A 25,324-nucleotide genomic window follows, 5' to 3' on the forward strand; every position below is an offset into this window, starting at 1 on the left:
GGATTCTCATGGTTGTCAGCTCCTTCCTTTCGGTACGATTGATTAAGCGTATGAGTGTAACCCGGCAATGATAAGATTAACCGCTACAAGGTTGAATAGAATGATTGCAACCCCTACAACAGCAAGCCATGCCGATTTCTCCCCATGCCAGCCTTTGGACAGGCGGAGGTGGAGAAAGGCTGCATAGAATAAGAATGTAACCAATGCCCAAACCTCTTTAGGGTCCCATCCCCAAAAACGGGTCCAGGCGATCTGTGCCCAGATCATGGCAAAGATGAGTCCTCCGAGAGTGAATACCGGGAATCCGATCAATACGGAACGGTAACCGATTTCGTCCATCAGGTCGAGGTTCACATTCTTTACGAGTGGCTGCATCTTAGCTGCGATCCGCTTTCTGAAGATCAAGCGGAGAAGAAGATAAATGACTGTCCCGACCATAAATGACCAAATCACGGTATTTAATTTCTTCGCATTGATGAGAGCAGGCATTTCAACGAGTGGCTCCATCACGTCTTCGCTCAATAATTCACCTTTATTCGGACCTACCAGGGCAGGGAGCGTGTATTCAGAAATGGCCTCTTCCCCCTGTTGATTCACATATTGAAAGTTCGCTTCATAATGGCCAAGGGTAAATGCCGTCGATGCGACAACAAACCCCAGTACGACAACCAATGAATACATCACTGTCTCGAGCCAGAATGACTGCCTGCTGCCTTTTGTATGCTGAACTGATTTCAGTAAGTAGATCAGCCCTGCTACGAAGCTGATGGAAAGAATCGCTTCCCCTGCTGAAACGGTTGTGACGTGGATCTTCAACCAATCACTTTGAAGGGCGGGGATGAGTGGACTGATGTCCTTTGGAAACATGCTGGCGTATGCAATCACCAAAAGGGCGAATGGCAGTGCGATGACACCAAGGATCGTCGTCTTATACATAAAGTAAAGAATGATGAATGCCCCGACAAGCATCATACCGAAAAAGGTTGTAAATTCGAATAAATTACTTACCGGTGCATGTCCCGAAGCCCCCCATCTAAGAAAGAAGTACCCCAATTGAGAGGCAAATCCGACAAGGGTTAAAGCAATTCCGATAAAGCCCCATTTCTTCTGGTTCGTTTCCGTTGTATTCTTTTGACGGATACTCCCGCCAAAAAACAGAGTCGCGATCAAATACATGATGAAGGATACGTAAAGTAAATTACTGCTCCACTCTGCCATTGTTGTCGTTGACATCCTCATTCCTCCTTACTTCGTCCTTTTGTTGTTGATCGACAGGCTCATTGATTCCACTGCCTTCCAATACAAAGCTGATTTCATTTTTCAAACCATGCCAGTTTTTGTTCGTATGACCGGCTACGATGACTCCATCCCCATCATCACTCCGCCTGATCCAAATCCTTCTGTGATGCCAGTAGGCACCCTGTATGACACCGATCATGAAGATGGCTCCTCCAAGGGCCAGGATCCAGAGGGTAAGATCTTTATGTACGGTTAAGGCGGATACATCTCTCGTCTCGACACCGGCAAATGATAATTTATAGTCATTTTCCCCTAAAGGTTCAAGGTTTTTTCGGATTCCTACAAAACTGATTTCACCTTCGGGCTTTTCAGGTGAGAACAATTTAAACAGGAATGCCGGGTTATTCGGAAGCGGGGATTTCGTCTGGGGTTCACCCTGCTCGTTGAACCCGGAAAAATCCGGATAATATCCCATAAGTTCTGCTTTATACCCATCTTCAAACGTATAGGCGTTTTGAGGGTCGAATAAATCGACTGTGAATTCACCGAAGCTTTTCCCCGACTCTTTGTTATCCAGGGTAAAAGACATGGATTTGAATTCATCCAGTTTATAACTTGTTTGATAGACAGCAAAATTCCCGAATTTAAGAGGATGGTTTACCTTAATGGACTCCTCTTGTTCTTTCTCGCGTTCTGCCTTCTGACCGGGAACGCGATCTCCTGATTCCTTATACAGGATCACATCCGATTGGAAATTCTTCGCAATGGTCCCGTTTTTGTCAATCGCTTCACCGAATACTTCTTTATCCTTATTCTTGTCGTATGTCTCCAGGGTGAAGCCTTTGTTTTCCAAGTAATATTCCTGGTCCGTCCCCGGAACGGCTCTCGTCTCTCCTTCACGGATCCACACCGTTTCGTCTATGTACATCCCCGGAACGAATCGAAGCATGCCACCGAAAAGGAAGATGATCAGACCGATATGATTCACATAAGGACCCCATCTTGAAAACCGGTTCTTCTCTGCAAGGATATTCCCATCCTCTTCCCGGATCTTATATTTTTTCCGGGTCAGATTTTCTTTTATTTTTCCAAGTGGCTCTTCATATTCGGCCGTGTCCGTTTTCCCGTAGATCCTTTGGCGTTTCAAGAAGCCGGCATGTCTTGTGACACGCTGATTCTTCAAGGCGCGATAGAGGGGGATCACACGGTCCAGACTGCATATGACGAGGGAAACCCCAATGGATGCAATCAATAGCAAGTACCACCATGAGCTATAAAGATCATGGAACCCTACCGTATAGTATAATTCTCCGAAGAAACCATAAACATCTTCATAGTACTCATCTGCAGGCTGACCATTTGGAATATACTGTTCCTGGGGCAGTATCGTTCCCACTGCTGAAGCAATAAGCGTGATGACGATTAACCATACGCCCACTTTCACAGATGAAAAGAAATTCCAAATCTTATCTATAATTGATTTATTATACGTTTGGGAACGTCTTGCACTCCCCTCGTAACGCATGTCATGGAGCTTTTCATTCTTTGCTTCCTCCGTTAAAGCCCGTCCACAGGATTCACAGAGAACTGTACCATTTGGATTCACATGACCGCATACACATTTAATCTCTTTCATGCTAAAACTCCTTATTTCAAGTTAAACTGCCTTACGGCTTGATGCTCTCTAAATCTTCAATGATATCGTTTTCTGTCATCGTACCCGTTATGATCTTCTCAATTTCTCCCTGAGGGTTGATCAGGAACGTCGTAGGAAGTGGATCGATCCCGTATGCATTCTGCACTTCCTCTTCCTTGTCTACTAATATAGGGAACTCTAACCCATGTTTTGAAACGAATCGATTAATGAGGAAATCGGATTCCCCTACATTTACCGCTAAAATCTGTACACCTTGATCCTGGTACTTCTTAAATTGATTGTTCATGTAAGGCATTTCCCTTTCACACGGCTTGCACCATGTTCCCCAGAAGTTAAGGAAGACCCCTTTTCCTTCATAATCGGAAAGGCGGTGTGTATTCCCATCCATATCCGTAAGGACAAAATCCGGTGCCTTATCGCCTGCCTTTAACATCCCTCTTTCGTCCTTCGTAAAGTTTGCATAAAGGGTATATGCAACTGCAGAAGTCAGCACAATGAGAATAATGGTCCGGATGAGCAATCTGCGCTTTTTCTTATTCATTTACGTGTGCCTCCCAAATTGAAATCGTTCTCAAGAATGGAGAAGTTTTTCTCTCTTTACAGTAGCAAAGGGCCTGAAGTCATAAGAGTCCACTTATGAAATCAGTCCCTGCCATAATGTACGGTTTCATATCCTCATAATGAGCAGAGAAATATCCCATGATTTCAGGGTAAAATTCCTTTCTCATTATATCATTTATCACTTTAAAGTTAATGTAAATTATATGAAGGATATGTGACACTTTCCATAGTGGACATTAGTGGATACTGCCTGTTTCAGCGAGCGCCCTCAATTGTTTCACTTCATGTGGTGTCAGTTCTCTTCCCTCTCCAGCATTCAAGCCGTGGAGCGAAAGGAATGCATATCTTTCTCTTTTCAACTTTTGAACAGGATACCCCAGGGCTTCGAACATCCTGCGGACCTGACGGTTTCTTCCTTCATGAATCGTGATTTCCACGATTGATTTCCCCTGCTTTTTATCGATGCTGAGGACCTTCACTTTAGCCGGTGCGGTCATTCCGTCTTCCAGCTTAATTCCTTTCTCAAGCTCACGGATCTTGAATTTAGGCGGAATCCCTTTTAATCTTGCCACATACGTCTTTTCAATCTCATTGCTGGGGTGCATAAGGGAATTGGCAAAGTCGCCATCATTGGTTAACAGGAGGATCCCTGACGTTTCATAATCAAGTCTGCCGACAGGATAAATTCTTTCCTCGATTTCAGGGAAGAAATCCGTTACCACCTGACGATCTTTATCGTCTGTTACAGCGGAGATGACCCCTCTTGGTTTATAAAGCATGTAATATACTTTATTTTCTCTTTCAATCTGGATGCCCGTCACTTCAACTCGATCGGAGTGTGATACCTTCGTCCCAAGTTCCTTCACGACTTTCCCATTGACCTTTACTTTACCTTCTATAATTAATTGCTCTGCTTTACGACGTGACGCCACGCCACTGTGAGCAATTACCTTTTGTAATCGTTCCACGGTCTTTCACCTCATTTAATTTTCAATACATTTACCTTCATGAATTATTACACAATCCAGGCAAAATAGAAAGGCATAAAGGAAAATCGACCAATTCAGTCGATCCCTTTATGCCTTTTCATCTTTCCTGCAAGGTGAGGCTGATGATTAACACTTTAAATATTGTTCCTAAATGCTCTGCCTACAGGTGTGTGCTTTAGGGTGATGGGAACTGCTCCGCTTTCCACGGACGTTCGGCCGAGCCTCCTCAGCACAGTTCGCTTCCGGGGTCTCGACACGCCCGTTTTCCGTAGGAGTCTACGCAGTTCCCCTCACCCTTTAAACAAGTAATTGGTGGCAGAGCTAGAGGTTTTCATAAACTCAGTAATGTTATAGAGGATTTGTTATAATAAATCCCTTTACTCTTTACAGCGTGATGTGATCGGGATCAAACACCATATTTTCGAGTTTAGGGAAATAAACCCACTTTGAAAAGTTGATTGGAGCGGAAGGTGCTCGACTCCTGCGGGAAACGCTGGACAGGTGAGACCCCGGAGGCGCAGCCGAGGAGGCTCACCGCCAGCCCCGCGGAAAGCGAGCACCTGAAGCGGAAATCAACTACTTCTCGCTTCGTCAAAACCATAAAGTTACAATGACAGCCAATCATTAAAACATGATGGTGACGATGAAGATGGCGGCGGCTATTCCGACTAGGTCGGCGAGGAGACCTACTTTCAGGGCATCCCCCATCTTCCGGATGCCGACTGCACCGAAGTATACGGTCAGTACATATAGCGTTGTATCCGTGCTTCCCTGCAAGGTGGAAGCGAGTCTTCCGATGAAGGAATCAGGGCCGTTGGTGGCGATGATATCACTCATCATGCCGAGGGCAGCAGTTCCGGAAATCGGCCTGATGATGGCCAGAGGGACGATTTCCGGAGGGATGCCGAGTGCAAGCAATGCGGGGCGGATCAGACCAACAAAGAATTCAAGGGCACCCGATTCCCGAAAGATGGTGATGGCCACCAGCATCCCAATCAGAAAGGGAATGATCGATACCGCTATTTTGATCCCTTCCTTTCCACCGTCAACAAATGTTTCATACGTCGGGACCTTTTTGATGGTCCCATAGATTAATATAAATCCAATCATGATCGGTATCAGCCATAAGGAAATGGTGGATATCCATTGCATTTACTTCACCTCTCGACGGGTTCGCCTGTAATGAAAATAACGGTCGATCAGAATCGCACCAATGGTGGACAGCATCGTGGCGATCAGAGTGGGTCCTACGATTTCAGTTGGCGACGCAGAGTCATATTTCATACGGATGGCGATCACCGTTGTCGGAATGATCGTAATGCTGGAGGTATTGATCGCCAAGAATGTGATCATCGACCTGCTTGCCACATCCTTTCCACCGTTTAAGCTTTTCAACTGCTCCATAGCTTTGATCCCGAGGGGGGTCGCAGCATTCCCCAAGCCGAACATATTAGCCATCATATTGGAAAGGATATACCCCATTGCCGGATGATTATCGGGCACTTCCGGGAATAGCCTCTTCACAAATGGCCTGAACAACTTAGCCAATTTATCAAGCAATCCCGCTTCCTGGGCGATCCTCATAATCCCGAGCCAAAACACTAATACACTGATCAATCCTATGCATAAGGTAACGGCTTCATTAGCTGAAGTGAAAATGGCTTCATTCACTTCTGCCATTTTTCCGTTAATGATGGCGAATATCAACCCGATGATGGTCATCCCCACCCAGATCAAGTTAACCATGGTCCCGTACCCCTATGATGGATTCGAAGGAATAAGCCCAAAACTTCCACCAGCTTTTTTCTTCTTTCTTTTCAGGTGATGCTTTATAAAAAACGGGAAGGGTATCCACTTCCTTGTCACCTAAATAAACCACTGCCTTCCCGACTACCTCAGGCACATGCTGGCCCTTTAACCATTCCTGTTTTGGCTTCAACATCTTATACTCCACCTTGACCTTATCCACTTCATCATCCGTCAAGGTTAATACAGATTCCCGCTTGAGATAGGTATGGTCTTTATAGATTTTATCATCCATTTTTTCAATTTTGCCTTTGTCCAGGACGATTTTGTAATCATAGTGTTTAAATCCGTATTCAAACATCCCAATATGGTCATTCCAGTCATCAGGGCCGTTCAGGGTCACGGCAATCAGATTCTCCCCATCCTTGGATGCGGTGGAAACGAGCGTTCTTTTTGCCAGTTTTGTATAACCCGTTTTCCCTCCTGTACTATATTTATATAATTCGGTCAGCAGTCTATTTTTGTTTTTCCACTTGCGGTCCCACTTTTCATCTGGATTAGGGGCGGTGTGGACCTTGGTGCCTGCAATTTCCTTATACCTATCGTTTTCCATGGAATATCTCGTGAGAACGGCCATATCATACGCTGTCGAATAGTGATCTTCATGGTCATCCAGACCGTGTGGATTGGAGAAATGAGTATTTTCCATCCCTATTTCCTTTGCCTTTTCATTCATCATATAGACAAAACCGTCGAGGCTTCCCCCTACAAATTCCGCAATGGCGACTGCCCCATCATTCCCTGACCTGAGCATCAATCCGTACACGAGATCCTCAAGCTTTATCTTCTCTCCTGCCTTCAAGTAAAGGGAGGAGCCTTCCGTACCGGCCGCGTTCTGAGATACGGTTACTTCCTGATCCATCTTTCCGGACTCGACGGCAAGGATCGCGGTCATGATTTTCGTGATGCTGGCAATGCGACTTTGAGTATGGGCATCCTTTTCATATAGAATGCGCCCTGTTTCCTGATCCATTAAGATTGCTTTTTGTGAACTGACTGAAGGTGCAGCCAGAACCTTATTGGAAACAGAGACAAACAGAAAAGCAATGATTAGAAAATAGTATATGTAAAATCTCGCTCTCTTTCGATTCACACCCATCTACTCCTTTAAATCTAACGTGTTTGTACAAGTTTATGAGAGGACAAGGGGTAATATGAGTGAAATCTCGAAAGCAAAAGGGCAGATTGTACAAGTGAAAGGTTTATCACGATGGGGCCGTCTCCAAAACAAAAAACGCAGGACTGTGTATGCATCATTACAGTCCTGCATTTTCATATATGATTTTCTATTCGTTCGTTTCCATCGTCTCTTGAAATTTCTCAAAGAACAGGTCCGCTTCGTCCTGGGCGAATTCGTCTTCAATGCTTTCAGGAAGAGGCGGAAGCTCCTCAATGCTCTTCAGGCCGAAGTAGTCCAGAAATTCTTTCGTGGTACCAAATAAAAAGGCACGTCCGGTCCCTTCCGCCCTGCCCACTTCCTTGACGAGCCCTTTTGATGTAAGGGTCTGAATGGGACGCTCGGTCTTGACACCCCTGATCTGCTCGATTTCCATACGCGTGATTGGCTGTTTATACGCGATAATCGCAAGGGTTTCAAGGGCTGCCTGGGACAGGAAGCTTACATGTGGGGATTCTACCAGTTTCTTTAAGTAGTCTGCATTCCTTTTTTTTGTCACTAATTGAAAGGTTCCTGCTATTTCAATGATGTATATGCCTCTATTGGAATCATTCTCATAATCATTCTTCAATTCTTCAAGGACATCCTTTGCTTTTTGTTCTTCGATTTCCAGCACAGAACAGACCTGTTTCAGTGATAAACCTTCGTCCCCTGCTGCAAACAATAAGCTTTCAAGGATCCCTTTCCAATTAATATTGCTCAACCATTCCAGCCTCCTTTCCTGCTTCTACAAATATTTCCGTAAAGTTATTCTCCTGGTTGACGATGATTTGTTTCCGCTTCATTAATTCAAGCACAGCAAGGAACGTCACCACGAGATGCTCTTTACTATCAGAGGGGAAAAGACTTGTAAAGGATGTGCGTCTTTTTAAATTTTGTAAGTTTTCCAGAATATCGGTCATTCTCTTCTCAATGGATATTTCCTGTCTCGTAATTCTCGTTTGAACGGGGCGCTGGAGTTTTTTCCTTCTCAATAATTTATGAAAAGCTCCAAGCATATCATATAAAGATACCTGAACCTCAGTATTCTTTAAATCAACCTCTTCACTGAATTCAGAAAGGTCACTTGGAGGCTTGGTATACACTTGCCCCCTCTCTTCCTCACGATGCTTCAGTTCATTCGCCGCTTCTTTAAATTTACGGTACTCAATCAACCGCTCCACCAGTTCGTCGCGGGGATCTTCCTCTTCAAATTCGATTTCATCGCCCATCATGCCCTCATCATGCTTAGGCAGGAGCATTTTACTTTTAATGGCGAGTAACGTAGCTGCCATCACCAGATATTCACTTGCGACATCCAGTTGCAAATCCTTCATCGTATGTACATATAACATATATTGCTCCGTGATCTGAGCCATAGGAATATCATATATATCAATTTCTAACGAGTTAATCAGATGCAAAAGAAGATCCAAGGGACCTTCAAAAGCGTCAATCTTTACATTGTATTCCACTTTATCACCAAATTTCTCATAACAATCTTGCTGGAACGCTACTTAATAGTATAGTAGAAAGACCACTATTCTCCAATAGAAAGTTTTGTATTTACAGGCTTTCCTGTCGTATCAGCGGGGGTTTATGCTACAATTTAACTACTTTGCGTCATATGGAGGGATCTTATGGTTTATCCTGAAGCCTACATCGAATACTTAATGTATTTTCACGGTAATCGAGATTATTTTGAATGCCATGAAGTATTAGAAGAATATTGGAAAGAAGTCGATCCGGGAAACAGGACTTCCCACTGGGTGGGTCTCATTCAGGTCGCAGTGGGCTTTTATCATTATAGACGAGGCAATCTGACAGGTGCTGTGAGGACATTCAATAAAGCCATGAAGAATATTGAGGAAAATCACAAACAATTGACCGGGTTGGGGATTCATTCCGGAAAGCTTCACGCAATGATGGAGGAAACCATTCACCAAATCGGTGAAAATCAACCTTATCACAGTATCATCCTGCCTTTAACGGATGCTTCCCTTTCAGATCAGGTTCAACTGCGGTGCAGGAAAAATGGCTACATCTGGTGTTCAGAGAGTGACCTGACGAATTCAGCGCTCATTCACCGCCATTCCTTCAGGGACCGCACCGATGTGATTACCAAGCGGAGAAATGCCTTACGAAAAAAAAGAGGCGGACCACCAGAATAGGCGGCCTGCCTCTTTATTGTTCCTGTTCCTCGTTGTCTTCACCCATTTCATCGCATTTCTCAAAAAATGATGCGGTGTCTGAATTGGGCTTCACTTCAAGCTCCGAGTGCATATCCCTCAGATGTTTCACCATAGATTTCCCGATTCCTTCGTGACGATGTGATGGATTGACTGATATATGTTGAATCTCTAATGTACCTTCTGTTTTGTAAACTCCGATCAAACCTACTATGTCCTCTTCTTTCCATAAAAAGAGCTGCCAATTTTCTTCAGTTTCGTATTGCTTCATCGTTTGTTGAAGCTTCTTCAAATCCTTTTCATTTGGCATGAAAGATAATAATCCCATGGCAATCTTTTCAAACGCCTTTTTATACCGAATTAACATATTTACCCCTCGTCATGTTTTATGTCTAATCTATTTATTTCCTAATTATAGACAAAAACTAGAAATTTAATTGATATGAACGTTTATTTATCTTACTAAATTTACTTTTATTAAGCAAATCCCAATCAATCAGTTTCCAGCGATGAACATCCAGTAGATGACTCCCCACACCAGACCGGCAACGATTAATAACAAGAACAATGCTTTATTACTGATCTTCATGACTGACTCCTTTGTCTTCACTCTATGTGTTTATGTCATTGTTATTGTATAGTAAAATCGAAATTTGTTAAAGTATGTAATTCAGAATACAAAAAAAGTAGTCTTTAAGTACGATATACTTAAAGACTATATGATTGATCGTTAAAACCTAACATCATGGGTAATCAGATCCTCATATGTCTCCCTTCGGACAGCTAACCTGGCTTCTCCGTCCTCGACGAATACGACGGCTGGCCGTGGAATCCGATTATAGTTATTCGCCATTGAATATCCGTATGCACCTGTACAGAACACAGCGAGAATATCCCCGTCTTCTGCGACAGGGAGTGGCAGGTCCCATATCAACATGTCTCCGGACTCACAGCACTTCCCTGCAACGGAAACCGTATCTTCACACATCCGGTCTGCTTTATTCGCTATGATCGCTTCATATTTCGCCTTGTATAGGGCAGGTCTGATATTGTCGCTCATTCCCCCATCGACCGCTACATATTTCCGGACGCCCGGGACATCTTTCTGCGACCCCAACGTATAAAGACTTGTACCTGCGTCCCCTACAAGTGACCGACCCGGTTCAATCCAGATTTCAGGCATAGCTAAATTGTATTTCTCCACTTCCTCTTTCACTGCAGCAATCATTTCTTTCACATACTGAGCAGGAGGAATGGGATCATCCTCTTTCGTGTATCGGATTCCAAATCCACCACCCAGATTAATGACCTGTGGATCAAAGCTGTATTGAGAACGCCACAGGGCGACCTTTTCAATGATTTTCCTGGCGGCGAGAATGAATCCCGTCGTTTCAAAAATCTGTGAACCTATATGGCAATGGAGTCCCAACAATTCAATTGTTTCGGAATCCAGCGCTGATTTCATCGCTTTTTCGGCTTGACCGTTCTCTAAATCAAATCCGAATTTCGAATCTTCCTGTCCCGTAAGGATATAATCATGGGTATGAGCTTCGATCCCTGGTGTTACTCTTAACAACACCTTTGTGGCTTCTTCAAGAGATCGTGACAATTCACCCACAAGCTCCAGTTCATGAAAGTTATCGACGACGATACAGCCAATTCTATGTTCAATGGCCATCGTCAGTTCTTCCCTTGACTTGTTATTGCCATTAAAATGGATCCGCCCCGGAGGAAAACCTGCCTTCAGGGCCGTAAATAGCTCTCCTCCAGAAACGACATCCAGGGACAGCCCTTCTTCATCCATTAACTGAAAGATTCCGATACAGGAGAATGCTTTGCTGGCATAGGCCACTTCCGCCTTCACCCCGAGGGATTCAAATGTTTCTTTAAACCCTCTTGCACGCTCCCTGACAAGTTTCGTGTCATAAACATAAAGGGGGGTACCATATTGAGCCGCCAGGTCTCCGGTACTGACCCCGCCTATCATTAGGCCCCCGTTTTTTATTTCTGCTGATCCATGAAGATGCATGAAACGTCTCATTCCCCTCTATAGTCCACTACTAATTAAACGTAATTTACCACAGAAAAGGAATTGTTGCAATATTCTAAGATTTAGCAGGCTGTTTGTATTTATTTCTCGGCTGGACGATACTTGGTCGAATTTTAGACCCCGGTACCGACTTCCTGACGAGAATCTGCATAAACGCCTTCGGACTGAAAGGCAGCAGCGGCCATAGATACGGTGTATTGAGGGATTTGATATTCGCTACGTACAGAATGAACAGGGTACTTCCAATCATCAAACCAGGGATATGGAAGAACGCAACCATCACCAGTAGAAGAAGCCTTGCCATCTTATTCGCTACACTCAATTCATAACTCGGAGTTGCGAACGTACCGATCGAAGCGACAGCTACATACAAGATGACCTCAGGCTGAAATAGCCCTACATCGATGGCAATCTGACCGATCAAGACGGCGGCGATCAAACCCATGGCCGTCGAGAGCGGGGTCGGGGTATGGATGGCGGCGATCCTGAACATCTCCACCCCAAGGTCAGCGATGAATAATTGAACGATCACCGGAATATTGGTCTGTTCCTGTGGGCCGACATATTTAATGACTTCCGGCAGCAGTGATGGATCCAGTACGAACAGATACCATAACGGAAGAAGGAAAAGTGAAGCAAGCACTCCCATGAATCTTGTCCATCTCACAAACGTACCTACAGCCGGTGATTGTCTATACTCCTCCGCATGCTGCAGATGATGAAAGAACGTTGTAGGTGTGATGATGACACTCGGCGATGTATCGACAAAGATCAGTACATGCCCTTCTAACAGATGGGTTGCAGCTACATCCGCCCTTTCTGTATATCTGACCAGCGGATATGGATTATATCCTTGCTTCACCAGAAACTCTTCTATCGTTTTATCCGCCATCGTCAACCCATCGATTTTAATATTTTTCAATTCTTTCTTGATTACTTCAATCAAGCTCGGGTTGGCCACATCATCAATATATGCAATCGAAATATCCGTCTTGGAACGCTCTCCGATCCGGAATATTTCAAACCTCAGCCTGGGATCTCTTATTCTTCTTCTTGTTAAGGCTGTATTGACGATGATATTCTCGACATAACCGTCACGGGAACCGCGGACGACCTTCTCTGTATCGGGTTCTGACGGCTGTCTTCCAGGATAACTCCGGACATCTACGATCAGCGCTTCTTCATATCCTTCAACAAATACGGCAATCAAACCGGAAAGCACTTCATCTACTGCTTCTTCAATCGTTTTTACCGGTTCAACGGATTGATGCACAAGTCGATTATGTACAATATCGTATAATCTGCTTGTAGCCCGTTCATGATCATTGATCTCCACAAGTTCTTCCACAATTTCAATGATATAGGATGCATCAGTGAGCCCATTTATATAATAAAAATGAACACCTTTTTTCAAGACCATCAATTTACGGACACCGATGTCAAAGCTTGTGTTCAACCCCACGTGCTCTTTCATATAATCTTCAATGACCTTTAAATCTTTAGGTATCGGTGTTTCTTTCGTCTTTTGAGGCATGATACCCACTCCTTTCTAAGATGATCTCCACTGCTTTTTTCGTAATGGGGGCGCCTTGGGAATAATGATCCCGCTTGGCCATTTTCCCTATGTCACCAATTCCGACAATCACCGGCACATCCAGTTCATCAAGGCAGTAAACAGTGTCCCCCGTCAATCTTCCAACATCCATTTCAGGTACACCGAATTTATCGACCCCGTATGGAGTCAACTCCCCGAATTTATCAATGCAGACATCCACCCTGGTCCATTCCGCCTGCCTGGTTTTACTTGCTACCGCAATAATTCCGAGCACGTCTATTTCCGGATGATTCGCAACATACTTAAGGGCCCTTTCACCTGCGCCTTCCCCTATGAATCCACTATCATCAAACATCACAAAGACAGGGTCGTTTTTGGCTCTTTGAATCAGCTTTACAATTTCGGGTCCCGACAACACAGAAGGATTGCCTTTGGAGCTTGATATACACCTTCCGCCATATCCTTTCGCCACACATTCGATGGCGCGCTTGGCGTATTCATCCCCATCTGTTATCAGGATCACTTTCCTTTGATTGTCCATACGAAACCCCTGCCTCTTGCAAATTATTGATGAACCAAGTAAAGCCAATGAAATAGAGAACCGAAAATCTTCCCGAATACGATTGCCATGATCAGTATCACAATCTGTCCATCAATCCCGATTCGTTTGGCCAGGATGGGAAACACATTCAATACTTCTGTCAAGGCAGCAGCCAACAGTCCGATGAACACTCCGCTCATGAGACCGAGGGGGATAAGGACCAATGGAGAGAAATGGAGAGTGTAGTCATTCAGGCTGATGAATCCTCCTGCAAGCGCCCCGGTAATGACGGCCATCTCATAGTAATGAATCATTTTCATTGTTTTAGTCAATTGAGTTAACCGGGGGATGATACCCAATACGGTTAAAAATGCAACGAATCCCGAGCCTACAGCCAGCCCCCCGGCAAATCCGATAAATACGGTGATCAATACATTAATGGTCATCCAGTTTCTTCTGACTTTCTTTATTTTCGTGCATAATCACGTATTGATCTAAATCCTGCTGGTAGTTAAACATTTCAACTTCAAGAGGGCTCGGCTCTTCATTGAGTCTTTTTCGAAACACATGATTGAAAAACAAAATCATTCCAAGACCTAAACCAAACGAATAAGGAACCTGAAATAATAATGGGTGGGGATCCACCCCTCCCGTCACAAAATGATACAGCCTTTGATGAACTTCTCTCATACTTACGTCTTCATGGAAATTCATTATAGCCAGGGCCGCACCGATGAATAATAGTAACCAAACGCCAATGAATAAAGGGAGAGAGACTTTCTTTTTCTCATAGATCACTTCAATGATGCTTTGAGTAGGCCCGATCGTTTGAATATCCAGGTCCGGGTATACTTTGCATACCTCACTGATGACCTTCATGACATCGACTACGACAATATTCTTATCTGAAGGGGTCACCTGATGAATCGGGATTTCCTTTATATCTTCCACAATCGTTTCAGATGCTATGATTTGCGCCAGCTGAGAAAGCTTGACCATGCTCTCTTCCCTTACCTGCACTCGATGGCGTAAGCGTATATACAAAATACCTTCCATGCAGTTCACTTCCTGAAAACATGATTTTCCCTTCGTACCAATAGTATGGATTAACGTGATTTATTTATGTAATATCCTCGGGGACGATGGGACAAATGGGTGAACGAAACGTCGGGATGGAAGTGATGGGAAGGTCTGGAGGGAAGGTTTATGGAAACAATTTCAAGCAAAAAAATAACCTTGTGGATTCAGTAAATGGAATCCACAAGGTTATGTTGCCTAAGGTTCTGAATGCATATGTTCTTTCATCGTTTGTAAAATCTTCTTCTCAAGTCTTGATACCTGCACTTGGGAGATCCCCAGCCGATCCGCTACTTCCGATTGGGTCTGATCTTTGTAATACCTTAAATACACGATCAGCCGCTCCCGATCATCCAATTCCCGGATGGCTTCCTTCAGGGCAATCTTATCAAACCACTTATTATCCGTATTATCGGCAATCTGATCCAAAAGCGTGATGGGATCACCATCATTTTCATAAACCGTTTCATGAATCGAAGAAGGGGCACGACTCGCTTCCTGGGCCATGATCACCTCTTCAACGGAATACTCAAGATGGTCGGCAAGCTCGCTGACGGTCGGGACCCTGCCGAATTTCTTGGAGAGCTCATCCTTCGCTTTCCTGATTTTATTCCCCATTTCCTTCAGGGAACGACTCACCTTCACTGTCCCATCATCCCGAATGAAACGCTGGATCTCTCCGATAATCATCGGAACCGCATACGTCGAAAACTTGACATCGTAGCTTAAATCAAACTTATCCACTGATTTCAGCAACCCGATACTGCCTATTTGAAAGAGGTCATCCGGCTCATAACCGCGATTGAGGAAGCGTTGCACAACGGACCATACCAGGCGCATATTCTTCTGGACGATCAGGTCCCTTGCGCTTTGGTCGCCATCCTGACTTTGCTTGATCAGCTCTTTCACCTCATGATCCTTCAAAAAGGTCTGTTCCTTTTCATTTTTCACTTCGACATCCATGGGCACGACTCCTTAATTGCATAGCGCTTTACTATTGGTCAAGTGCTTCTTCAGCCTTACCGTGGTGCCTGTACCTGGGTGTGATGACACTTCTATTTCATCCATGAAATTCTCCATGATCGTAAATCCCATACCGGAACGCTCAAGCTCCGGCTTGGAGGTGAAGAGTGGTTGACGGGCTTCTTCCACATCTCCAATCCCGATTCCTTCATCGCGGATGGTCATATCAATGAACCCATCCTCTTCCATGATCACGGAAATATAAACCGTCCCATTGGGCCTGTTATCATAACCGTGAATGATGGCATTGGTCACGGCTTCCGAGACGACGGTCTTGATTTCAGTCAACTCATCCATGGTCGGATCGAGTTGGGCAATAAATGACGCCACAGTCACGCGGGCAAAGGATTCATTTTGGCTTAAGGAACTAAATTGAATGTTCATTTCATTTCTCATATTATGCGACCCCCAATCTTTGTAATGCATTTTCTTCAGACGGCTCAAGACGAATGATCTTAAACAATCCTGACATTTCAAATAATCGGTTTACAGAAGGGGAAATCGCACATACCACCATTTCTCCATGCTTTTGCTTGATCTGCTTGTAACGACCCAAAATGACACCTAATCCAGAACTATCCATAAAGCTTAATTCCTCTAAATTCAAAATGATATGCTTTACATTCTCACTTTCGATCAGGCTTGAAGCTTTTTCCCTGAGTTCATCGGCAGTGTGATGATCCAACTCACCACTTAAACGGACACACAGTACATCTTTTTTGACTTCTAAGTTAATAGCAAGACTCACTATCAGAAAGCCTCCTTCTCTGTCGTATAGTGAGTCATTTCGCTATTCTTTTAGTAAATTCCTTCTCTATGACAAAACTAGAAGGAATTCGTCATAATTAGAGGTTATTTTCCGAGGCTCATTACTTTCCTACCTTTGTAAAAAGTCCAAAGGATTTTTTATATAATTCCCACCAGCTTGCATCGTTTACATTTTTCTTGGCAACGAGAGTGCTTTCCACTACTTTTTTCCCTTTATTCATCACCACGAGCGTCCCGACTTTGTCTCCTTTTTTAATCGGAGCTTTCAAGTCTTTCGATAATGTGATCTTCTGCTGGATTTCATCTAACTTTTCACCTTTTTGGGTAAGGAGGGAAATGGGCTCATCCGTTACGGCATCCACCTTATTCTCCTTCCCTTTTGAAACTTTCACCTTAGCCAGGGAATCTCCTTTTTTGAAGAGAGGTTTGGTTGAATACTGATTAAAGGCATAATCGAGCATTTTACTGACTTCGTTGTTCCGTTCCTTTGGTGTTGGGGCACCGAACACGACCGCAATCACTCTCATATTGTCTTTCTTTGCCGTAGCCGTCAGGCAATATTTCGCCTCATTCGTGAAGCCTGTTTTCAAACCATCCACTCCGTCATAGAAGCGGACCAATTTATTCGTATTCACGAGCCAGAATTTTTTATCCGATCCTTCACGAAGGTAAGATTCATAGCTGCCCGTGAACTTTGTGATTCCGTCGTATTTAAGAAGTTCCTTGGCCATCATGGACATGTCATGTGCCGAACTGTAATGATCCTTCGAAGGTAGACCTGTAGGGTTCTTGAAATGAGTGTCTTTCAACCCAAGCTCTTTCACCTTGTTGTTCATTTTCTCAACGAATGCTTCTTCACTTCCTGCAATATGCTCCGCCATCGCGACTGAGGCGTCATTGGCGGACCCAATGGCAATTCCCTTCAGCATTTCTTCTACAGACATGCTTTCGCCCGGCTCCAGGAAAATCTGTGATCCGCCCATCGAGGCAGCATATTCACTTGCACGCACTTTATCATCCCACTTGATTTGACCTTTTTCGAGGGCTTCCATGATCAGAGTCATGGTCATGATTTTAGTCATGGACGCAGGTGCCAGCTTTTCATGGCTATTTTTCTCATAAAGCACCGCTCCAGTATCACGCTCGATTAAAATGGCTGATTTCGCCACGTCGGCGAGCTCCGATTTCTTCTCCTGGGCAAACCCTATGGAAGGAAATAGAAAAGCTGTTAAAACAAATGTCACCACTATATACGCAAAACGTTTCATCCAACTGTCCTCCAATCAAAATCTCGTTATTATTTCAATACTCATAGATCCATTTTTTCCATCCTCATCATTTTTATACAAACATTGGTAAAAAGTCATTCAAAACTTATTGCGCCGTTTTCTTCGTTCATTGAAATGAAATCAAGAATCTGTTTTCACACAAAAAAAGCCTTTGCCGAAGAGAAATAATCCCTTCGGCAAAGGCTTCGTTCAAATGGATGATCAACCCGTGATTTCAGTATGAATCAACGTGGGTGCATCCACATGTTCAGTGGTCACTTTAATGCTCTCATATAGCTTCTCTTTCACATTGTCGATGTTTTCTTCATTGCTGTAAATGGTGGCAAGGGAATCTCCCGCTTTGACCTCATCACCAATTTTCTTGCGAAGTTCAAGACCGACGGCTAAGTCGATCACAGAATCTTTCGTTGCACGGCCTGCTCCAAGCCACATGGCAGCCGTTCCGACTGCATCGGCCACGATTTCAGACACATAGCCATCCTGTTTCGCTTCAAGCTCGATTTTGTACTTTGCTTGAGGAAGTTTGGCTGGGTCATCCACAACAGATGGATCTCCACCTTGTGATTCAAGGAATACCTTGAAATTCTCAAGAGCTGAACCGTCTTCAATCGCTCTTTGTAATAATGCTCTTGCTTCTTCTAACGTTGAAGCTTTCTCCGCCAGGAATACCATGTGGCTTCCAAGAGTCAGACAAAGTTCCGTTAAGTCCTCAGGCCCTTCCCCTTTTAACGTATCGATCGCTTCCTTCACTTCCAGGGCATTCCCGATGGCATAACCAAGGGGCTGACTCATGTCGGAAATGACAGCCATCGTCTTTCGTCCGACGTTATTCCCGATGTTCACCATGGCTTTGGCAAGATCCTTAGAATCGTCCAACGTCTTCATGAAGGCACCGGCACCGGTTTTCACATCAAGGACGATGGCATCAGCACCCGCTGCAATCTTTTTACTCATGATCGAGCTTGCAATCAGTGGGATACTATTGACCGTAGCCGTCACATCACGCAGGGAATACAGCTTTTTATCGGCAGGCGTCAAGTTACCGCTTTGACCGATGACGGCAAGTTTATTCTTGTTCACCAGACGGATGAACTCCTCGTTTTCGATTTCCACATGGAATCCTTCTACGGATTCAAGCTTATCGATGGTTCCCCCGGTATGACCAAGACCCCTTCCACTCATCTTCGCTACAGGGACTCCGACAGACGCCACAAGTGGTCCAAGAACAAGTGTCGTTGTATCACCGACTCCACCTGTGGAGTGCTTATCGACTTTGATGCCTTCAATGGCGGACAAATCAATTTGATCTCCGGATTCCACCATGGCCATTGTCAGGTCCGCTCTTTCTCTATCGCTCATATCTTTGAAGAAAATGGCCATCGTCAGGGCGCTCACCTGATAATCAGGGATGCTTCCGTCCGTATACCCTTCCACGATGAATTTGATTTCTTCCGTAGATAATTCTTTTCCTTCACGCTTTTTCTCTATTAAGTCAACCATTCTCATTGCCTTCACCCACTCTTCTAGTATTAATCCGCTTTTATAATGATTTCACGATTTCTTTTACATATGAAAGGAAATTGGCACGGACCATTTCCGTCGTTTCCATGACTTCATCATGGGAAAGTGGCTGATCCAGGATCCCTGCAGCCATGTTTGAAATGCATGAAATCCCCAGTACCTTGATTCCTGCATGACGGGCCACGATGACTTCAGGTACCGTTGACATTCCGACTGCATCCCCACCCAGGGTACGGGCAAGACGAACTTCAGCAGGCGTTTCATAAGTAGGACCGGTATTACCTACATAGACCCCTTCCTGCACTTCAATGGATAATTTCCCGGCGATTTCTTTCGCTTTTTGACGCAGTTCTTTACAATATGCTTCTGACATATCCGGGAACCTCGGCCCTAAGCGGGAATCATTCGCTCCGATGAGTGGATTGCCTCCCATATTATTGATATGATCGGAAATCAGCATCAGATCCCCCGCCTGGAAGCTTTCGTTCACACCGCCGGCAGCATTGGTCACAATCAGCACTTCCACGCCCAACTCTTTCATCACGCGTACAGGGAATGTCACTTTATCGAATCCATACCCTTCATAGTAATGGAAACGCCCTTGCATCGCGACGACTTCCTGTCCGGCCAATTGACCGAATACCAACTGTCCCGCATGACCTGCTACTGTTGAAACAGGGAAATCAGGAATTTCCTTATAAGGGATCTTCACTGAGTTTTGGATTTCATCTGCCAGTACACCAAGTCCTGATCCCAGGATCAACCCGACCTTAGGCTGTCCTGTATATTGATTTTTCAAATGATTTGCTGCATTTTGGATGTTTTCGTAATTCATCTTATTACTCCTTTTCAACGTAAAGAGGAGGAAATGAGCCTTTCGTTCGGCTTCACCCCACTCCCACTCATATTTTTTATTTTAATTTCGTCAAGAAGCTTTGGCCGAACTTCGGCATGTTCACATTGAAGTTATCTGCTACTGTTGCCCCGATATCTGCGAATGTTTCAGAGATAGGAAGTTCTTTCCCTCCATCAAAACGCTTTGAATATACAAGAAGTGGGACATACTCCCTCGTATGATCTGTTCCTGGAGCAGTGGGATCGTTCCCGTGATCAGCTGTAATGATCAGAAGATCATCTTCGGTCATTTTCTCGAATACTTCAGGGAGGCGCGCATCAAATTCTTCCAGCGCCTTTCCATATCCTTCTGGATCGCGTCGATGTCCATATAACGCGTCGAAGTCAACCAGATTCAGGAAGCTTAAGCCTGTGAAGTCTTTGTCGAATGATTCGACGAGTCCATCCATTCCGTGCATGTTATGCTTCGTGCGAATGGATTCGGTCACCCCTTCACCATTATAAATATCTGATATTTTCCCAATGGCGATCACATCAAAGCCGGAGTCCTTCAATTCATTCATGACTGTACGGTCAAATGGCTTTAATGCATAGTCATGGCGATTGGATGTGCGCTTAAACGCTCCCGGCTCCCCTACGAACGGACGGGCGATGACACGTCCGACGAGGTATTCCTCTTCTTTCGTGATTTCACGGGCAATTTCACAGATTTTGTACTGTTCTTCAATCGGGATGATGTCTTCATGAGCTGCGATTTGAAGAACGGGGTCTGCAGATGTATACACAATGAGTGCCCCTGTTTCCATATGCTCTTTTCCTAATTCTTCAATGATTTCAGTGCCACTGGCAGGCTTGTTTCCAATGATCGTCCTGCCTGTTTCCGCTTCCAGTCTCTGGATCAATTTTTCTGGAAATCCATCCGGATACGTCTTGAACGGCTTATCGATATTCAGGCCCATGATTTCCCAATGCCCCGTCATCGTGTCTTTCCCGACTGACGCTTCCTGCATTTTTGTGTAGTATGCAAGAGGTTTGCCGGCCTTCTCGATACCCTTCACTTCTTTAATATTGGAAAGGCCAAGCTTCCCGATATTCGGCATATTCAGTCCATCCATGTGTTCAGCAATGTGACCGAGCGTATCAGATCCCTTATCGTTGAACAGTTCTGCATCAGGCGCTTCGCCGATACCGACCGAATCCATTACGATCAAGTGAACCCGTTTGTATGTATAGTTGCTCATTATCGTAAACCTCCTATATAGTAATCCATTTTTTAAAAAAGCGGTTACATTTTCGACCTTCAAACGTATCATACCCTTATCTGCTTTGAAGCAATCGACAGGATTTAACGTCAGAAGTCTGACATCTATATTCTACTTTTCCCTCTCAAAAAAAACAAGAGAGATCCCTTAAAGAATCGTAATTTCTTTAAGGAATCCCCCTTCATTCTTTTAAGCTCTGGGATGGAATTGCGAATAGACATCCTTTAAGCGGGTTTTCGTCACATGTGTATAGATTTGGGTCGTGGAAATGTCTGCATGACCCAGCATTTCCTGAACCGCCCTGAGATCCGCCCCATTCTCCAACAAATGAGTGGCAAATGAGTGGCGAAGCGTATGAGGCGTCAAATCCTTCTCAATATTGGCTTTCTTCGCAAGGGCCTTTAAATTCTTCCAGAAGCCCTGCCTTGTCAGCCCTTTCCCATGGTGATTGAGAAATAAATGATCATCACGATGCTTCTTGCTCCGTAATTTCAACCGTGCATCCCCTAAATATTTCTCGAGGACATCCATGGCCGTCTGCCCGATCGGGATGATCCGCTCTTTGTTCCCTTTTCCGATGCACCGGACAAATCCCATGGTCAAATGGACGTCTTCCAATTGAAGCTGGATGAGCTCGCTTACCCGTATCCCCGTCGCATAAAGGAGTTCAAGCATCGCCTTGTCCCTCATCCCTAAGGGTGTCGATTCTTCAGGGGCTTCAAGTAAAGCCTCCACTTCAGCGATGCTCAAGATCCTTGGGAGTGTCCTTTCAGTCTTTGGTGTTTCGATGTGCACAGTCGGGTCTTGGTCCGTCGCCTTTTCCCTTAAGAGGAACTGATGAAAGGAACGAATCGACGCCACATGACGGGCAACGGTCTTTGAAGATTTCCCCTGGTTTTTTAAATGTCCGAGAAATTGAAGGATATTGACCCTTGAAACGGCGTTTAATTCCGCCACTTCTTCAACCTTCGATAAGTATAAGGCATAATTCTTTAAATCACGTTGATACGACTCGATCGTATTCTTTGCAAGCCCTTTTTCTACTATTAAAAAGTGCATGAAATCTTGAATATGGTCTTCCACACTGCATTACTCCCCGTTCATATAAAAAAATAATAATCTGTCATACCAATGGCTTTCTTCCTCTGTCACGGAAGAATAAACCTTCACCGCTGCTCCCTCTGGCTCATCATATTTGTGGTAACCTTCGTATTCTTCGCTTATCCACATGATACCATAGTAAAATAAAATCGTTGAACCCGTAAATAAAATAAACACCTTAATGGTCTGCCATACCAATTGAACCCCTTTTATCATCCAGTCGTCCTCCATATTCGCTTGCTTATTAATACAAGCTATGACGATTTTGAACCGTTTTATACCTTATGGAGTGAGATACTGTGAAAAATTCCGGGAGAGTATGAAAAAAGCCTTAAAGAGTATGTATGGGATGTTTCCGATTCTAGAAACAACACAGGGGTCTTTAAGGCTTTTCGGCATCATCTTATTCTTCTGGATCTTCTTCTTTATCCTGACATCTGGAACAAATGCCATGAAAGGTGAGGCGGTGGTCTTTTATTTTAAATTTCCAGTCTCGTTCGACAATCGTTTCCACGTCTTCTAAAAGATCATCTTGAATTTCATCGACAGCTCCACATTCAATACATACTAAATGGTGATGGAAGTGGGCTGCCCCTTCTTGCCTGAGGTCATAACGCGATACACCATCGCCAAAATTGATTTTATCTACAATTTTCAGTTCAGACAGCAATTCCAATGTACGATATACGGTCGCCAGTCCAATTTCCGGAGATTTTTCCTTAACGAGGAGGTATACATCTTCGGCGCTGAGGTGATCTTCTTCATGTTCCAATAACACGCGGACCGTAGCTTCGCGCTGTGGCGTAAGCTTGTAGCTGGCAGAATGAAGCTGTTTTTTTATTCGTTCAATGCGGCTTTCCATAGTCCTCTCCTCCCTCGTCAATGTCTTTACTATTATATCAAAAAGGGAGGAATAAGCAAAATAAAATAATTATAATCAAACAAATAAAATGATTCTTATATAAGAATCATTTTATTTTATTTTCCCTATGACCGCTTCCATTAAAGTAGGTGAAAGATAGGCTTCAATACTTGCGGCAACGGTGACGATTCCGATGGCCACCACCATGAAGATGACGTATCTGGACAGGAACGGGATCATCTGGAACTGCATGGACGAAGACTGCCTCATAAAGATCTTCCGGATCAACGTCAGGGAGAAGTTCGCGCTGATCGCACCTATGAAAATAAATGCCGGAATGATGATGATATTTTGTGGCAGGACGCTCACAAAAGACAATAAAAATCCGCTCCAGCCCATTTGATTGACTAGAAACCCGACAGAAAAGCCAACGACGACACCCTTCATGAATAATAGGACGAAGATGAGGGGCAGCCCGATGATCGAGATCCCGAGTAGCCACATCAACCCGAGATACTTCACATTATGGAGGAAACTCTGACGGAAGAGTTCTTCCGCTGATGTCATGCTTCCATCCTCCATCTCACTGAAGAACTTACTTAAATAGAAATAAAGGTCTTCCTTTTGGGCAAAGGATAATGAATTCACGACAATCGCACCAAAAATGATCCCCATTAAAAACAATGTAATGATAAATAAATAGATTGAGGAATGTGCTTGTACATGTTGAACGAGTGGATTTGAATTTGATATTTTTTTACGCATCACAGTGCTCCTCCTAGATATCGGTTACTAATCTATATGTAAGGCGGAAGAGGTTTATTCTACTCTATTGAACTTCCATTCGGATAAACGTATAATCATAGAAACCTGAGTGGGAGGAATATCATATGACCAAGGCAAGCTTAATCGAATTTCCCGATCGTATTGAAACTCCACGCCTTTATATTCGGCCATGCATGCCTGGTGACGGGTCAGACGTGTTTCGTGCCATTGCAGATTCACGGAGTGAGTTAAAACCATGGCTCCCCTTCGCCCGGAAAGAACAGACCCTTGAGGAGGTGGAGGCAGGCGTCCGGGAATCCTTTGCAGATTTCATTAAGAAGACCGATATCCGACTACATATCTATCTGAAAGAAACGGATGAATTCATCGGATCCACGGGACTTCACCGCATTGATTGGGATGTACCTAAAGTGGAAATCGGGTATTGGCTCAACTCACGGCACACAAAAAAAGGCTATATGGTGGAAGCCGTGAAGGCGTTGACCTATTTCGCCCTACACGACCTTTCCTGTCAGCGTGTGGAAATCCGCTGTGATGAGAGGAACACTGCCTCTCGGAGGGTGCCTGAGAAGCTGGGCTTTCTGCTTGAAGGGACCTTTCGGCATGACCATCTTGATGAAAACGGGACGGATGCACGTGATACTTGTGTTTATTCTCTGATTCCGGGGGACCTAATTAAAAGTTGATTCCTGTATGTAGTAGGGTCAGCCTCTTTTGGGTCTCATTTGTACCTTTGCAGCGGTGTACCTGTTTCTGAATATATAAACCATCATTTTGAAGACTAGTACTAATTAAATCAGATCATCCTTCCCTCTTTTAGAGAAAAAAATAGTAGCTTTAAGCCCTTTTTCAACTAAGAATATGAATCTTTTAGATGAAAAATACTTTTCTGGGTGGATTGTGGCTTTGAGGAAAGTAATTTGAAGGTCCGTTTGCACCCTATGGGGATAATTGCGTCAAAATTGAGGGTAATTGCGTCATTTTTTTATTTATTGCGTCAAAGTCCATTTTTTTGTGTCATTTATTCATTATTTGCG

28 protein-coding genes are annotated in these 25,324 nt (G+C 44.2%); 2 read left to right on the forward strand and 26 right to left on the reverse strand.

The features are described from left to right. Positions 1 to 42: 42 nt before the first annotated feature. From ccsB to M1J35_RS16675, 9 genes are all read right to left on the reverse strand, one after another. Entirely contained in the window at positions 43 to 1,218 is a 1,176-nt protein-coding gene (gene ccsB / locus M1J35_RS16635; RefSeq protein WP_034760586.1) for a c-type cytochrome biogenesis protein CcsB, read from the reverse strand. Next, positions 1,199 to 2,875: a cytochrome c biogenesis protein ResB gene (locus tag M1J35_RS16640; RefSeq protein ID WP_254651771.1), complete on the reverse strand. Its 1,677-nt coding sequence runs from the start codon at positions 2,873 to 2,875 to the stop codon at positions 1,199 to 1,201. The genes ccsB and M1J35_RS16640 overlap by 20 nt, the downstream gene beginning before the upstream one ends. 31 nt (positions 2,876 to 2,906) lie before the next feature. Next, positions 2,907 to 3,437, reverse strand: coding sequence for a thiol-disulfide oxidoreductase ResA (gene resA / locus M1J35_RS16645; protein ID WP_034758241.1), 531 nt, complete (start codon positions 3,435 to 3,437; stop codon positions 2,907 to 2,909). A 256-nt stretch (positions 3,438 to 3,693) separates the two neighbouring features. Then, positions 3,694 to 4,425, reverse strand: a complete 732-nt coding sequence (locus M1J35_RS16650; RefSeq protein ID WP_034758238.1) for a pseudouridine synthase — start codon at positions 4,423 to 4,425, stop codon at positions 3,694 to 3,696. Between the two features lie 645 nt (positions 4,426 to 5,070). Beyond that, the gene (locus M1J35_RS16655; protein ID WP_034758235.1) at positions 5,071 to 5,598 is read right to left on the reverse strand and encodes a spore maturation protein; all 528 of its coding nucleotides are present in this window, start codon (positions 5,596 to 5,598) and stop codon (positions 5,071 to 5,073) included. Further along, positions 5,599 to 6,192, reverse strand: a complete 594-nt coding sequence (locus M1J35_RS16660) for a nucleoside recognition domain-containing protein (protein ID WP_034758232.1) — start codon at positions 6,190 to 6,192, stop codon at positions 5,599 to 5,601. It abuts the gene before it with no gap. Beyond that, on the reverse strand, positions 6,185 to 7,345 hold the full coding sequence (locus M1J35_RS16665; RefSeq protein WP_254651772.1) for a D-alanyl-D-alanine carboxypeptidase family protein: 1,161 nt from the start codon (positions 7,343 to 7,345) through the stop codon (positions 6,185 to 6,187). Before M1J35_RS16665 ends, M1J35_RS16660 begins: the two co-directional genes overlap by 8 nt. Positions 7,346 to 7,538: 193 nt before the next feature. Further along, on the reverse strand, positions 7,539 to 8,132 hold the full coding sequence (scpB, locus tag M1J35_RS16670; protein WP_224519592.1) for an SMC-Scp complex subunit ScpB: 594 nt from the start codon (positions 8,130 to 8,132) through the stop codon (positions 7,539 to 7,541). Then, the gene (locus M1J35_RS16675; protein WP_159362192.1) at positions 8,119 to 8,883 is read right to left on the reverse strand and encodes a segregation/condensation protein A; all 765 of its coding nucleotides are present in this window, start codon (positions 8,881 to 8,883) and stop codon (positions 8,119 to 8,121) included. The genes scpB and M1J35_RS16675 overlap by 14 nt, the downstream gene beginning before the upstream one ends. 165 nt (positions 8,884 to 9,048) lie before the next feature. Between M1J35_RS16675 and M1J35_RS16680 the strand changes: the two genes are divergently transcribed. Then, positions 9,049 to 9,579, forward strand: coding sequence for a DUF309 domain-containing protein (locus M1J35_RS16680; RefSeq protein WP_254651773.1), 531 nt, complete (start codon positions 9,049 to 9,051; stop codon positions 9,577 to 9,579). A 13-nt stretch (positions 9,580 to 9,592) separates the two neighbouring features. Here the strand turns inward: M1J35_RS16680 and M1J35_RS16685 are convergent, their stop codons facing one another. The 17 genes from M1J35_RS16685 to spoIIM all read right to left on the reverse strand — a co-directional run bounded on the left by M1J35_RS16685 (position 9,593) and on the right by spoIIM (position 24,266). Then, positions 9,593 to 9,964: a GNAT family N-acetyltransferase gene (locus M1J35_RS16685; protein ID WP_224519590.1), complete on the reverse strand. Its 372-nt coding sequence runs from the start codon at positions 9,962 to 9,964 to the stop codon at positions 9,593 to 9,595. A gap of 363 nt (positions 9,965 to 10,327) precedes the next feature. Then, positions 10,328 to 11,626, reverse strand: coding sequence for a diaminopimelate decarboxylase (gene lysA, locus M1J35_RS16690; protein ID WP_254653784.1), 1,299 nt, complete (start codon positions 11,624 to 11,626; stop codon positions 10,328 to 10,330). A 76-nt stretch (positions 11,627 to 11,702) separates the two neighbouring features. After that, positions 11,703 to 13,181: a spore germination protein gene (locus M1J35_RS16695; protein WP_254651774.1), complete on the reverse strand. Its 1,479-nt coding sequence runs from the start codon at positions 13,179 to 13,181 to the stop codon at positions 11,703 to 11,705. After that, entirely contained in the window at positions 13,147 to 13,743 is a 597-nt protein-coding gene (locus M1J35_RS16700; protein ID WP_254651775.1) for a stage V sporulation protein SpoVABEA, read from the reverse strand. The genes M1J35_RS16695 and M1J35_RS16700 overlap by 35 nt, the downstream gene beginning before the upstream one ends. A gap of 23 nt (positions 13,744 to 13,766) precedes the next feature. Next, positions 13,767 to 14,189 carry a stage V sporulation protein AB gene (locus M1J35_RS16705; protein WP_034758212.1) on the reverse strand — a complete coding sequence of 141 codons (423 nt, stop codon included), beginning with the start codon at positions 14,187 to 14,189 and terminating at the stop codon, positions 13,767 to 13,769. Next, on the reverse strand, positions 14,179 to 14,799 hold the full coding sequence (locus M1J35_RS16710) for a stage V sporulation protein AA (protein WP_034758209.1): 621 nt from the start codon (positions 14,797 to 14,799) through the stop codon (positions 14,179 to 14,181). Before M1J35_RS16710 ends, M1J35_RS16705 begins: the two co-directional genes overlap by 11 nt. Before the next feature lie 219 nt (positions 14,800 to 15,018). Next, positions 15,019 to 15,783: an RNA polymerase sporulation sigma factor SigF gene (sigF, locus tag M1J35_RS16715; protein ID WP_224519589.1), complete on the reverse strand. Its 765-nt coding sequence runs from the start codon at positions 15,781 to 15,783 to the stop codon at positions 15,019 to 15,021. 12 nt (positions 15,784 to 15,795) lie between these two features. Next, positions 15,796 to 16,239: an anti-sigma F factor gene (gene spoIIAB, locus M1J35_RS16720; protein ID WP_034758205.1), complete on the reverse strand. Its 444-nt coding sequence runs from the start codon at positions 16,237 to 16,239 to the stop codon at positions 15,796 to 15,798. A 1-nt stretch (position 16,240) separates the two neighbouring features. Next, the gene (spoIIAA, locus tag M1J35_RS16725) at positions 16,241 to 16,591 is read right to left on the reverse strand and encodes an anti-sigma F factor antagonist (protein ID WP_034758203.1); all 351 of its coding nucleotides are present in this window, start codon (positions 16,589 to 16,591) and stop codon (positions 16,241 to 16,243) included. Positions 16,592 to 16,712: 121 nt separating this feature from the next. Further along, positions 16,713 to 17,879, reverse strand: a complete 1,167-nt coding sequence (locus tag M1J35_RS16730; RefSeq protein ID WP_224519588.1) for a D-alanyl-D-alanine carboxypeptidase family protein — start codon at positions 17,877 to 17,879, stop codon at positions 16,713 to 16,715. Between the two features lie 222 nt (positions 17,880 to 18,101). Next, a complete protein-coding gene (locus M1J35_RS16735; RefSeq protein ID WP_254651776.1) occupies positions 18,102 to 19,406 on the reverse strand; it encodes a pyrimidine-nucleoside phosphorylase in 1,305 nt (434 codons plus the stop codon). A gap of 34 nt (positions 19,407 to 19,440) precedes the next feature. Beyond that, positions 19,441 to 20,256 carry a purine-nucleoside phosphorylase gene (locus M1J35_RS16740; RefSeq protein ID WP_060672283.1) on the reverse strand — a complete coding sequence of 272 codons (816 nt, stop codon included), beginning with the start codon at positions 20,254 to 20,256 and terminating at the stop codon, positions 19,441 to 19,443. A gap of 76 nt (positions 20,257 to 20,332) precedes the next feature. Next, positions 20,333 to 21,517, reverse strand: a complete 1,185-nt coding sequence (gene deoB / locus M1J35_RS16745; protein WP_224519585.1) for a phosphopentomutase — start codon at positions 21,515 to 21,517, stop codon at positions 20,333 to 20,335. A gap of 210 nt (positions 21,518 to 21,727) precedes the next feature. After that, the gene (gene xerD / locus M1J35_RS16750; RefSeq protein WP_034758192.1) at positions 21,728 to 22,621 is read right to left on the reverse strand and encodes a site-specific tyrosine recombinase XerD; all 894 of its coding nucleotides are present in this window, start codon (positions 22,619 to 22,621) and stop codon (positions 21,728 to 21,730) included. A 6-nt stretch (positions 22,622 to 22,627) separates the two neighbouring features. Then, on the reverse strand, positions 22,628 to 22,855 hold the full coding sequence (locus M1J35_RS16755; protein ID WP_034758190.1) for a YqzK family protein: 228 nt from the start codon (positions 22,853 to 22,855) through the stop codon (positions 22,628 to 22,630). A 187-nt stretch (positions 22,856 to 23,042) separates the two neighbouring features. Next, the gene (locus M1J35_RS16760) at positions 23,043 to 23,501 is read right to left on the reverse strand and encodes a ferric iron uptake transcriptional regulator (RefSeq protein ID WP_034758188.1); all 459 of its coding nucleotides are present in this window, start codon (positions 23,499 to 23,501) and stop codon (positions 23,043 to 23,045) included. Between the two features lie 111 nt (positions 23,502 to 23,612). Next, positions 23,613 to 24,266 carry a stage II sporulation protein M gene (gene spoIIM, locus M1J35_RS16765; protein ID WP_034758186.1) on the reverse strand — a complete coding sequence of 218 codons (654 nt, stop codon included), beginning with the start codon at positions 24,264 to 24,266 and terminating at the stop codon, positions 23,613 to 23,615. 125 nt (positions 24,267 to 24,391) lie between these two features. Here spoIIM and M1J35_RS16770 point away from each other — a divergent pair, with 125 nt between their 5' ends. Continuing rightward, the gene (locus M1J35_RS16770; protein WP_254651777.1) at positions 24,392 to 24,973 is read left to right on the forward strand and encodes a GNAT family N-acetyltransferase; all 582 of its coding nucleotides are present in this window, start codon (positions 24,392 to 24,394) and stop codon (positions 24,971 to 24,973) included. Positions 24,974 to 25,324: the final 351 nt, after the last annotated feature.

The organism is Rossellomorea sp. KS-H15a (assembly GCF_024195245.1).
Classification (GTDB): Bacteria; Bacillota; Bacilli; order Bacillales; family Bacillaceae_B; genus Rossellomorea; species Rossellomorea vietnamensis.